This window comes from Arthrobacter psychrochitiniphilus (assembly GCF_003185915.1).
Classification (GTDB): domain Bacteria; phylum Actinomycetota; class Actinomycetes; order Actinomycetales; family Micrococcaceae; genus Specibacter; species Specibacter psychrochitiniphilus.
The window spans coordinates 257,382-267,996 of the sequence record NZ_QHLZ01000005.1 but is presented as its reverse complement, the minus strand read 5'-3'; the positions used below and the strand labels follow the sequence as shown (position 1 = coordinate 267,996).

Annotated in this window: 12 protein-coding genes, 7 tRNA genes, 1 pseudogene and 1 riboswitch; of the genes and pseudogenes, 10 read left to right on the top strand and 10 right to left on the bottom strand. The window is 57.9% G+C overall.

Translation table 11 applies throughout. The features are described from left to right. Positions 1 to 3: 3 nt before the first annotated feature. The 6 genes from CVS29_RS09970 to CVS29_RS09945 form a co-directional block, all read right to left on the bottom strand. Positions 4 to 76, bottom strand: a tRNA-Gly gene (locus CVS29_RS09970). Positions 77 to 128: 52 nt separating this feature from the next. After that, positions 129 to 200: transfer RNA gene (locus tag CVS29_RS09965), tRNA-Val, on the bottom strand. Between the two features lie 89 nt (positions 201 to 289). Next, positions 290 to 362, bottom strand: a tRNA-Gly gene (locus tag CVS29_RS09960). 52 nt (positions 363 to 414) lie between these two features. Further along, positions 415 to 486, bottom strand: a tRNA-Val gene (locus tag CVS29_RS09955). Positions 487 to 534: 48 nt separating this feature from the next. Next, positions 535 to 608, bottom strand: a tRNA-Cys gene (locus CVS29_RS09950). A gap of 26 nt (positions 609 to 634) precedes the next feature. After that, positions 635 to 707: transfer RNA gene (locus CVS29_RS09945), tRNA-Gly, on the bottom strand. A gap of 537 nt (positions 708 to 1,244) precedes the next feature. On the opposite strand from CVS29_RS09945, the gene CVS29_RS09940 reads away from it, so the two are divergent. Together CVS29_RS09940 and CVS29_RS09935 are read left to right on the top strand one after the other, a co-directional pair. Next, positions 1,245 to 1,319: transfer RNA gene (locus CVS29_RS09940), tRNA-Val, on the top strand. A 199-nt stretch (positions 1,320 to 1,518) separates the two neighbouring features. Continuing rightward, positions 1,519 to 1,704 (top strand): CsbD family protein, encoded by a 186-nt coding sequence (locus tag CVS29_RS09935; RefSeq protein ID WP_110106155.1) that lies wholly within the window; start codon positions 1,519 to 1,521, stop codon positions 1,702 to 1,704. 111 nt (positions 1,705 to 1,815) lie between these two features. Here CVS29_RS09935 and CVS29_RS09930 read toward each other — a convergent pair whose 3' ends face one another. Further along, on the bottom strand, positions 1,816 to 2,130 hold the full coding sequence (locus CVS29_RS09930) for a DMT family transporter (RefSeq protein ID WP_110106154.1): 315 nt from the start codon (positions 2,128 to 2,130) through the stop codon (positions 1,816 to 1,818). A 12-nt stretch (positions 2,131 to 2,142) separates the two neighbouring features. Next, positions 2,143 to 2,204: riboswitch (guanidine-III (ykkC-III) riboswitch) on the bottom strand. A gap of 136 nt (positions 2,205 to 2,340) precedes the next feature. On the opposite strand from CVS29_RS09930, the gene CVS29_RS09925 reads away from it, so the two are divergent. Then, on the top strand, positions 2,341 to 2,526 hold the full coding sequence (locus tag CVS29_RS09925; RefSeq protein ID WP_110106153.1) for an antitoxin: 186 nt from the start codon (positions 2,341 to 2,343) through the stop codon (positions 2,524 to 2,526). A gap of 90 nt (positions 2,527 to 2,616) precedes the next feature. Here the strand turns inward: CVS29_RS09925 and zapE are convergent, their stop codons facing one another. Then, positions 2,617 to 3,678, bottom strand: a complete 1,062-nt coding sequence (gene zapE / locus CVS29_RS09920; protein WP_110106248.1) for a cell division protein ZapE — start codon at positions 3,676 to 3,678, stop codon at positions 2,617 to 2,619. 259 nt (positions 3,679 to 3,937) lie between these two features. On the opposite strand from zapE, the gene CVS29_RS09915 reads away from it, so the two are divergent. The 7 genes and pseudogenes from CVS29_RS09915 (at position 3,938) to CVS29_RS09885 (ending at position 8,663) form a co-directional block, all read left to right on the top strand. Further along, positions 3,938 to 4,858 carry a sulfurtransferase gene (locus CVS29_RS09915; protein WP_110106152.1) on the top strand — a complete coding sequence of 307 codons (921 nt, stop codon included), beginning with the start codon at positions 3,938 to 3,940 and terminating at the stop codon, positions 4,856 to 4,858. A 125-nt stretch (positions 4,859 to 4,983) separates the two neighbouring features. Continuing rightward, positions 4,984 to 5,442, top strand: a complete 459-nt coding sequence (locus CVS29_RS09910; RefSeq protein WP_110106151.1) for a SufE family protein — start codon at positions 4,984 to 4,986, stop codon at positions 5,440 to 5,442. A 24-nt stretch (positions 5,443 to 5,466) separates the two neighbouring features. After that, complete coding sequence (gene ybaK, locus CVS29_RS09905; protein WP_110106150.1) at positions 5,467 to 5,964, top strand: Cys-tRNA(Pro) deacylase; 498 nt, start codon at positions 5,467 to 5,469, stop codon at positions 5,962 to 5,964. Between the two features lie 394 nt (positions 5,965 to 6,358). Beyond that, a complete protein-coding gene (locus tag CVS29_RS09900; protein ID WP_110106149.1) occupies positions 6,359 to 6,739 on the top strand; it encodes a hypothetical protein in 381 nt (126 codons plus the stop codon). 21 nt (positions 6,740 to 6,760) lie between these two features. After that, positions 6,761 to 7,003, top strand: a pseudogene (locus tag CVS29_RS19095) (DUF4158 domain-containing protein); the annotation flags it as partial. A 229-nt stretch (positions 7,004 to 7,232) separates the two neighbouring features. Continuing rightward, complete coding sequence (gene heR, locus CVS29_RS09890; protein WP_110106148.1) at positions 7,233 to 8,036, top strand: heliorhodopsin HeR; 804 nt, start codon at positions 7,233 to 7,235, stop codon at positions 8,034 to 8,036. A gap of 405 nt (positions 8,037 to 8,441) precedes the next feature. After that, positions 8,442 to 8,663, top strand: a complete 222-nt coding sequence (locus CVS29_RS09885; RefSeq protein WP_110106147.1) for a helix-turn-helix domain-containing protein — start codon at positions 8,442 to 8,444, stop codon at positions 8,661 to 8,663. Between the two features lie 481 nt (positions 8,664 to 9,144). Here the strand turns inward: CVS29_RS09885 and CVS29_RS09880 are convergent, their stop codons facing one another. Further along, positions 9,145 to 9,540 (bottom strand): cytotoxic translational repressor of toxin-antitoxin stability system, encoded by a 396-nt coding sequence (locus CVS29_RS09880; RefSeq protein ID WP_211315119.1) that lies wholly within the window; start codon positions 9,538 to 9,540, stop codon positions 9,145 to 9,147. A 44-nt stretch (positions 9,541 to 9,584) separates the two neighbouring features. Next, positions 9,585 to 10,025 carry a prevent-host-death protein gene (locus tag CVS29_RS09875; protein WP_110106247.1) on the bottom strand — a complete coding sequence of 147 codons (441 nt, stop codon included), beginning with the start codon at positions 10,023 to 10,025 and terminating at the stop codon, positions 9,585 to 9,587. Between the last annotated feature and the right edge of the window lie 590 nt (positions 10,026 to 10,615).

The following is a 10,615-nucleotide window of genomic DNA, read 5'->3' as shown; positions in this document are numbered from 1 at the left end:
TCGAGCGGTTGACGAGATTCGAACTCGCGACATCCACCTTGGCAAGGTGGTGCTCTACCAGCTGAGCTACAACCGCAATACTTTTTTCGAAATTGCTTCCGAAGAGAATGAATTTTTACATTCATCCGTGGGCGATACTGGGATCGAACCAGTGACCTCTTCCGTGTCAGGGAAGCGCGCTACCGCTGCGCCAATCGCCCAAATTCTCATTATTCAATGAAAATCTTGGGTCAAGATGAAACTACCGGAATCCCGTAGGATTCCGGTAATTCCCGAACCATTTTTTACGAGCGGTTGACGAGATTCGAACTCGCGACATCCACCTTGGCAAGGTGGTGCTCTACCAGCTGAGCTACAACCGCAATACTTTTTTCGAAATTGCTTCCGAAGAGAATGAATTTTTACATTCATCCGTGGGCGATACTGGGATCGAACCAGTGACCTCTTCCGTGTCAGGGAAGCGCGCTACCGCTGCGCCAATCGCCCTAAGGCATCTCGCTGAACTATACAGCAAAACACAATAGATCAGCCAAATGGAGGTGGGAACGGGATTCGAACCCGTGTGCACGGATTTGCAGTCCGTTGCCTCGCCTCTCGGCCACCCCACCATGCGAACTGACTATGGTGTCATGCGAGCGGTTGACGAGATTCGAACTCGCGACATCCACCTTGGCAAGGTGGTGCTCTACCAGCTGAGCTACAACCGCACAAGCTACATTTCCTAGCCTCTGCGTTTCCGCTTCGGTAGTCCGTGTTGCTGCGGTGAAAACATTACATGAGCAGAATCCCAAACGCCAAATCGAACACTCCCCCGCACATCTTTGACAGCCACCACCACAGGGAAATCGTTGAATTGGTGCGGTTTTTGAGCCCGACATTCGAATTACACGAGTGTCATTTCCAGCCATATTGGAGCCTTTTAAAGCCATTTAGGACAGTAATCCTTCATGAGGCCCTCGTCACATTCATCATTTACAAATGCAGCACCGTCTCCCCGGTGGCGCTTTTAGCGTCCCTCGGTGGCGCATCGTTCCGTAAGGGGCGGCGCTGGCGTGGGGCCAGCTTAGAGCAGCGCGTACATCAAAGACACGCCGCGGTGAGCGATTCGCGGCCGATCCTTCGGCAGGGCCACGTATTCGAACCACGTATTCGAACACGGCAAATTATGCGCTGCGAAAAGTTTGGGCTATTGTTTTGAACGCACCAAGGAACACACACAGCCCGCGGGTTAGTGGAAGCAAATTGGGCGATTGGCGCAGTGGTAGCGCGTTCCGTTCACACCGGAGAGGTCGCTGGTTCGAACCCAGTATCGCCCACCAAAAGAAAAGCCCCTCTAACCAGCACAATCGCTGAGTTGGAGGGGCTTATTTCGTGTCCTCAACAGGGAAAGTACGGCAGATCCTGTCAATGACACCGTAATACGCACCATACGCTGCAGGCTGTAACACTCAGGAAACTCTCAGACTTTTTTCTTACCGTAGAGATCGTTCTAGTTGGATTCGAATTGAAGGAGGTCCCATGGGACTCGGAGATAAGATCAGCAACAAGGCCCAGGAAGTCGTCGGCAAGGGGAAGGAATCCCTCGGGGACGTCACCAACAACGAGAAACTTCAGGCAGAAGGTGCTGCGGACCAGGCCGCAGCCAAGGCCAAACAGGCCGGGGAGCACGTCAAGGACGCCGCGAAGGACGTCTTCGACAAGTAGGCCATAGGTACTTTCGCCACCCAAGAAGAAAGCCCGCCGGTCCAGCACTAAGCTGGGCCGGCGGGCTTTCTTCTTGCCATCAAACTCAAAGCAGGCTAGAAGCAGAACAGACTAGTGGGTTATTTTTAGGCCCACAATGCAGCCAACAAGTCCTAGTAAGAGCAACACCTTCAGCAGTGAGACTGCCTCTGTGCCGGTGATCATTGCATAGCTCACCGTCAAGGTGGCGCCAATTCCCACCCACACCGCATATGAGGTACCGATGGGAAGCGTTCGCATAGCCCACGCCAAACCGACCATGCTGGCGATCAGTGCCACGACAAACACGATGCTGGGGCCCAGCTTTGAAAGACCCTCGCTCTTTCCCAGTGCCGTGGCCCAAACGGCCTCCAGCATTCCGGACACAACTAAAATCATCCATGCCATGACTACCACTCCTTGGCGCCGTCTTGTCGCTGGCCGGGTACGGCGCACCTCGTCCGGGTGCCACTTGGCATCGTTCATTTTGGCACAAGGACACCTGCCCCGGAAAGCGGCACACCACAGAGTCGTGGGAACTATTGACAATGGGCGGGCCGCTACTATGCTGGGAAAAGTTGGGGCGCCAATGGCCCCAGAATCGAAGGGAGGTGCCTTTTGTCAATTTTTGACGATGTAAAGGGCAAGGCCGCGGGACTGATCAACGGTCACGAGGAAGCAATCAAGGGCGGCATCGAGAAGGCTGGCGACTTCGTCGACAGCAAGACCGGTGACAAGTTCAAGGACCACGTTGATTCGGTCCAGAAGTCTGCCGGCGATTTCGTTGACGGCGCCGCTCAGTAACCAGCCCTTCGCCCTTTAATTTCGCGTCAAGGAAGGCGTCGGTCCCGTCGAGAGACGGCACCGACGCCTTTTCGCGTTTAAGCGACAGGTTTATACGGCAGGGGTTCTAACGCTGGCTTCTTGAGCCTCGCGGGCCAGCGCAGTCAAACGTGACACGGCGCGGAAATACTTTTTTTGGTAGCCGCCGGTCATCATTTCAGGGGTGAACAGCTGGTCGAGGGGTGCCCCACTGGCCAAGATGGGCACGTCTTTGTCATAGAGCCTGTCAGCAAGAACCACAAAGCGCAGCGCCACGGACTGTTCGGTGATGGTGTGGACATTGCGCCAGACCACGGCGTCCACCCCGTTCAGTAGCTGCCGGTAGCGGGACGGGTGAACCCCGGCAAGGTGGTCCACCAAGACACTGAAATCATCCACCGCAACCGTGCGCCCGGCGAAGTCCTGGCGCATGCGCGCATCCAGGTCACTGTTGGCAATGGGTTCCGGCGGCGTGGGCAGACCGCGGTGCCGGAAATCCTCGCCATCAATATGTAGGATCTCAAACTGGTCCGCCAGTACCTGGATCTCGCGCTGGAAGTCCACAGCAGCGAAACGTCCATCTCCCAAGGAACCCGGCAGGGTGTTGCTGGTGGCCGCCAACTTCACTCCGGCGTCGGCCAATTCCCGCATGAGCCGGGACATCAGCACCGTGTCACCGGGATCATCGAGTTCAAACTCGTCAATGCACACCAACTTGTAGGCACTGAGCGCCTCCACCGTTTTGCGGAAGGACAGGGCCCCCACCAGGTTGGTGTACTCAACAAAGGTACCGATCGCCTTGGGCCCCTCAACCTCGTGCCACAGCGAGGAGAGCAGGTGAGTCTTACCCACACCAAACCCCCCGTCGAGGTAGATCCCGGCACGCCCGCCGCCCCCAGCATTTTTGGCCTTGCCGCCAAAGAACTTACGCAGCCCACCGGCCGGCTTCTTGGCAGCACCCTGAGCGAATTCACGCAACATGGTCACGGCCTGAGACTGGGACGGCTGCGCAGGATCCGGGCGGTAGCTGTCGAAGGAAACTTCACCAAAACGCGGCGAGGGGACAAAACCCGCCAGCAGTTCATCCACTGAAACTGCCGGGCGGCGCGTGGAAAGTTGTTCAACCTGTACCAAGAAAGATTTCCGATCATCAAGAATTTTTTGCGCAGGCTCATGCTCAAGCCCGCAACTCACGGTGCTAAGAATACCCGTGCCATATTGCGTTGCGTTAACGCCGGGAAGTAATCGGGGCCTTGAATCGTTAAGCTGATAGAACAGGAAACGCTGCTGTCCCCATGTGCGGCGGCCAGCCAATCTTCTCCCATGGCCGCAGAAGCGTCCCGGAAATTCCCGGGCGGCACCGGCCGGGACGGTTAAAATCAGAAGGGGCATCATGCCAGTTGCAGTAGAAACAAACGAGAAGTTCGCCTCCTACGCCCACCCGGAGCGTCTGGTTTCCTCGCAGTGGCTGGCCGAGGCTCTCGCCGATGGCGCCGCAACGGACGGGCGTATTGTTCTTGTCGAGTCCGACGAAGACGTGCTCTTGTACGAAACCGGCCACATCCCCGGCGCCGTCAAGATCGACTGGCACACTGACCTGAACGACGACGTCACTCGCGACTACATTGACGGCGCGGCTTTTGCGCTGCTCGCCCAAGCCAAGGGCATCTCGCGAGACAGCACTGTCATTGTCTACGGTGACAAGTCCAACTGGTGGGCCGCGTACGCTCTGTGGGTCTTCACCTTGTTCGGTCACGAAGACGTCCGCCTGCTCGACGGCGGCCGAGACAAGTGGATCGCCGAGGGCCGCGAACTGACCACCGAGCGCACTGTTGTTACACCGTCGGCCGGTTACCCGGTGGTGGAGCGCAACGACGCTCCCATCCGTGCCTACAAGGAAGACGTGCTAGCGCACCTGGGCAAGCCCCTCATCGATGTCCGTTCCACTGAGGAATACACGGGCGAGCGCACCCACATGCCCGCCTACCCTCAGGAAGGAACACTGCGGGGTGGCCATATCCCCACTGCAGCGTCCATCCCGTGGGCGCGCGCCGCTGCCGAGGACGGCAGCTACCGCACCCGCGAGGAACTTGAGGCTCTTTATCTCGGGGAAGCTGGCCTTGTTCCCGGAGATGACGTGGTGGCGTACTGCCGCATTGGTGAACGCTCCAGCCACACCTGGTTTGCCCTGAAGTACCTACTGGGCTTTGACACTGTGCGTAACTATGACGGTTCCTGGACCGAGTGGGGCAACGCCGTGCGCGTGCCCATCGCTGTTGGCCCTGAGCGCGGGGAACTGCCCGCCTCAAACTAGTCCCCAGCATCTCCCTGTGGTTGGGTCGCTGGCGACCCAACCACAGGGCCCTCGAAGCCGTGGGCCCACCATTTATGTTTCACACACTTTGGATAAGACCGGAAAAGAATCGTACGCTTTAGTTGATGACTACTTCACAAGCACTCCCCCCAGCACTGGCCGAAATCGTCAATGACTTCCAGGAATTGGAAGAACGCGACCGCTTGACGCTGTTGCTGGAATTCTCCCGCTCGCTTCCTGCCCTGCCGGAACGGCTGCTCAAGCATCCTGAACTTCTGGAACAAGTTATGGAATGCCAGTCACCCCTGTTCTTGACGGTGGAATCCGAAGCGACTGACAACGGCGATGTGATTCGCCTATTTTTCCAGGCCCCGCCTGAGGCACCCACCACCCGCGGCTTCGCCTCGGTTCTCTTCGAAGGACTGGATGGGTTGACTGCTGAGCAGATTCTGGCCGTCCCGGATGACATGCCGGAACAGTTGGGCTTGACACGCGCCATCTCGCCCCTGCGTATGCGTGGCATGTCCGCCATGCTGGGCCGCGTCAAGCGCAAGCTTGCCAATGGCGTCCGTCCGGCTGCATAGGCTGAACGGCGGAACCAGAGAATCATGGCCAAGAAATCAGCGGGTGCAGGTCCTGGCACCCCTGCAACTATTGCCTTGACCAAGGCTGGGATTGCGTTCACCGCCCACGCGTACGCGCACGATCCCGCCGCTACGAGTTACGGCATGGAGGCGGCGGATGTTCTGGGCATCGCGCCGGAACGGGTGTTCAAAACGCTCATGACAGATGTTGCTGGCACGCTCACGGTCGCCATTGTTCCGGTCAATGGGACTCTAGATTTGAAGGCGCTGGCCCAGGCCATGGGCCACAAGAAGGCCGCAATGGCTGATCCGGCCGTAGCCCAGCGGCGCACAGGCTACGTCCTGGGTGGCCTCTCCCCCATCGGTCAGCGCCAGCCCTCCCCCACTGTTCTTGATAGCTCATCCCTGGAGTACAGCAGCATATTTGTCTCTGGCGGCCAGCGCGGCTTCGATATTGAACTGGCACCGGCAGATCTGATTCTCATCACGAAAGCACTGACGGCGAGGATCGGTCACTCGTAGCGCCCGGAGCTCTTTTGGTAGCTGGCATATTTGCAGAATTTGAACCTGAGATTCTCTTGGCCGTCGGTTCAATTCCCGCCCGGGGCACCAAAAAGTGCCTCTGACCTGCGGTTTCATTCTGCAGGTCAGAGTCGTTAAAGGCCAAAAACGGCCCAACTCCCCCTTTACTCCCCCAATTCAACAAAACTTTCTTCAGAAATCACTCCCCCTTTTCAGCCAAGTGGACTCTCCCTTTACACGCGACACGGGTTGCCCCGAAGCCCAAGGGTCCTCAAACGCAGGCAGACGGGGGCGGATACACACGCTAATGATCAGACATACGCTTAGGAATGCGCCGCTCGCCGGATTCCCGGTGGGCAGGCCTCCTCGCTGCTGGCCGGTCCATAAGAATGCTGTGCAGCCCAAAACCGTCAAACAGTGGCTGGCGGCTGGCATCGCCGCTTTCCAAGCATCAACCTACTATCCCTTGTCACTACCCAGTATTGACCTGCGCTTCCGGGGAAGATGCGGAACAATGGCAGCTACTAAACACTCTCCAGTTTGCGTTGATTCTGGAGAGTTTGTTGAGGGTCGGTTGGAATTGTCACTTGCCAATCTGTGGCCCAGAACACGCTTACAGCTATTGATTGCTGTATTCAGACTCTTCAGCGATTTGCTCGAGAAAATCAACACTCTCAACTTCAAAGGTCGTCTCTATTCCCACGGCCTCAAGCAACTCATATCCGTTCAGCCTCTCTCACAGTTGTGCCAGTTGAATTTTTTGAGTGATGCGTAGACCGCCGCGTTCGGGCGGTTCGTGGGAGAACCTTCGCAGAACGATTTGGAGTTGATCCGCAGGCACAGGGGTGAGCACAGCCGGATTGGGTTTGCCGTGCAGGTCGGGACGGCCCGGTTCTTGCGGGCGCTTCTTGCCGACCCGCTCGATGTGCCATGGGCTGTGGTCGATTACGTTGCGGCGCAGCTCGGGATCGCGGATCCCTCAGTGGTCAAGCCATCCACCGAGCGCGTGAAGACAGCCAAAGTCACCGCACGTGCCGTGCCTCAGGGAACATACAGGACCCTGCCGGACCAGACCCACGAGGCATCTGCCGATGCGCTCGCACCGCTGCTGATCGATTTTCTGATCACGACTTCGGAGCACTGACTGTCAGCCGGGTCAAGCCGTGCGCGCCGCTTCGGCTCCTCCGCAATCCCACGCATGCAGAAGGGTGTCCTCACCTGTGAGTCGATGTTAGCGTTGAACCCACATGAGACAGAGGAGTACGGTCATGGCGAAGAAGAAATACTCTGGCGAGCAGCAGATCGCTCGGCTTCGCATCTACAACGTCGTCGCGGGTAGCCTGCACCTGTTGCAGGCCATCGCCTTCACGATCATTCTCACCATGCTGAGCACCCAGGTTCTGTTCCCCGTCACGGCGGATTACCTGGCCGGCCCACCCGGTGCCCCCATACCGCCGGAACGCGTGACAGTGTTCGAGATCAACATCGGTGTCGGGGTCGTCGTTTTCCTCGCACTCAGTGCCGTCTTCCACTTCCTGGTCTCCAGCCCGTGGTTCTTCGGCCGCTACAAGAATGGACTCAAGCAGAACCACAACTATTTCCGCTGGACCGAGTACGCACTCAGCTCATCGATCATGATCTGGCTGATCCTGGCCATCAACGGGGTCACCGATATCGCAGCCTTGTTCGCGGTCTTCACAGTGAATGCCGCGATGATCCTCCTCGGCGCCCTGCAGGAGAAGTACGAGAAACCTGGCTCCGGGGGGATGCTGCCCTTCATCTTCGGCTCGATGGTCGGGAGCGTGCCCTGGATCATTGTTCTGATCTATTTCCTGCGTCCCGGAAGCGAAAGCGACGTTGCCGCGCCCAGCTTCGTCGTGGGCATTGTGATTTCATTGTTCCTCTTCTTCAACACCTTCGCCGTCAATCAGTGGCTGCAGTACAAGCAGGTCGGCAAGTGGAAGAGTTACCTGCAGGGCGAGCGCACCTATATCACCCTGAGCCTGGTGGCCAAGTCGGCCCTCGCGTGGCAGGTGTTCTCGGGAGCCATCGTTCCCGCATTCACTGGCTGACTCGTCTGCCTGAATCGCCAACACCCTGTGCCTCCTCGTCCTTGTCGAGGCTTGGTCGATTTCGGGGCAACTGTCTTGGAATACCGATTATTCCGAGAAAAACGTTATGCCGCATGACCGCCCTCCCCCATTTCCGTCCACGCACGGTCCGGTCCAGCCCGACGGGACTTGGTGGTTCACCACGTTGGAGCCGATGACATGGCTAGCCAGCACGCGCGCCTTGCCGCACAACGCTGGCATTATTATCAGCGGCCCGACGTCAACCCAAATAGTAGAGTCCCCGCTCGGGGACAGCGGTAAGCGAGCTCACCGTCGTCGTTCTTCCGGCATGCCAACGGCGGTCATGTGGTTTCAGTGTCTTTGCGCCATGGAAAGGGGAACGTCCATGTTGAACAGGAGCATCTGATGAGCGAGCAAATTAGCCATGTCCCGTCCACCGCAGCAGTCGCTGAGGAATGGCTGAGCCCACGGGACATCTGCAAGGAACTGCAAATTCCGGAGCAGACCTTCTACCAGTGGCGGGTCAAGCACCTTGGTCCACGAGCTCACCGCATTGGCCGGCACCTGCGTATCAGCCGCAGCGACCTCAATGAGTGGCTCGCAACGACGGAAGATCACTTTGCCTAGAGCACGCCTGCCGTTGGGCACGTGGGGTCAGATCACCCGCATGCAGCTCAAACCCAATATTTGGCGTGCCCGCGCCACGTTTCGCTCCTTCGACGGTGTCGTGCGCAGGTACGAAGCTTGGGGCGCCTCTGGGCCAAAGGCTGAGACCTTACGCGCGGGTTGCCCAGCCAATTTTGCTAGCCGCTTCCGGGCAGAGGTGCCACGCGGCTGGGCGTCAAGTCGACGAATCGAGGCGACACATGTGGTAATTTTTGACCAACACGACCGGTTCCGCCCCTAGGGGTCCAGTGCCGGTCTTTACTTTTCTCTGTCGATGAGCGTAATTTGATGGATTCGAAGCCGCGCAAAACAGATTCTGAGCAACTGGATGTCCTCCGTCGGCGAAACATACAGGTCGGCGTAACCTGCCAATCAGGTGCTGGCCATTTTGAATCCGCACCCCGCCATGGCGAAAAAGCCCTGCTGCCCGGGGGCTGAGCCGTCAGTCGCCGGTTTGGTTCCCTTGGGACATCCAATAGTCATTGATCGCCTGGACAGCCTGCTCCTTCGTCATTCGCGCAACGACTGCTTCATCAATACCAGCAGTGCGAGTGAGTTGCCAGACCAGCGCCAGGGGAATCGCCGACTCGGGTACGGACGCAGTACCGCGCGCAGGTAACACCCCATCCTCAACGCAGGCCCAAAACAAATCGTCTTCGACCGTGAGCTGGTCTTGGAGAACGTGGTTCCAGATCGACGCTGAGTACGTTGTCCGGTCCACCGGGCGTGAAATACGCGTTCGCAGGATCCGCCCGTCCTTCAGCGCAAGTCGGTATGTTGTGTGGTGTCGCACGGGCTTCCCGCGGGCATTCACCACCAATTCCCACTTTTCGGTCACACAGAATTTCTCGTGGTCATCCCGACCACCGAGCCGACGGACGCTCACGCCACGGAACCAGTAAGCCAGGTGGTCAACTGTTCATCCGTGGATAGATCAACTAGCTGGACCAGCGCCCAATTCTCCCGATGGTTTGGGGCGGCATACAGGTGGTCTTCCCAATCTTCTGCATAGTCCCGCAGTGCGTCCACGAAGTCTTCTAGGGCCTCCCCTAGCTCAGTGGCTTCGGCGGCAAACGGCTGCCCAGACATGAAAACAGCCCACGCCCCGTCCTCATTCACGACCTGAACGTTCGGCGCGACCGTTAACGCCAAAAAGCGACGCAAGCTCTCACCATTGACCACGGCTGCCGGAGCTCGATCCGGACGGCTGATCGTAGACAATCCACCCCTTTCGCTGGAATCTAGGATCGCCTTCAGTGACTCCCGCGCCTGGGTAAAACCGTAAACGCGTCCGCCGGCGCTCTCATGTTTAGGGGTACTCATACAGCCCATCATCCATATGTACATCACGTACGTCAAGTACGTAGGCGAAGAATGGTCAAGTCCAGGACGCCTGGACTTGAGGTCATCCTCGACCACCGACCATTTGAAGTCGGGTGTCAGCAGTATTGAAACGGCCCAAAGGTCACCCATCTGCAACCAACGAAGTGCCCGCTTCCGGCGCCAGGCGTAAAATAGGCAGCACAGAAGTTGGCATGGACAGAGCACGACGGCCAATCACCGGCGAACCTGTCCACGCCGATAGTCGCAGCCGAAATCCAGTTGACGTGAAAGCGAGCGCAAGAGGCACTCCCCTTATTACTCCCCCTTTTTAAACCAAAACAACCGCCATCTACGGCATACCATCGTCTTTGAAATCACCCAAAATTCGCTAGAACTCAATGTTTTTGAGGGTCAACGACAGCCCGCCATACTCAGGAGGTTAGATTCTCTTGACCGCCGGTTCGAGTCCGGCCCGGGGTACCAACATGGTCCTGGTGACCTGCGGTTAGGTTCAGCAGGTCAGAGTGGTTTGAGGCCAAAAAGGACCCAGGTCACGGTTTTCTCACGTTTTTGAACGAAAAGTTGCTCAC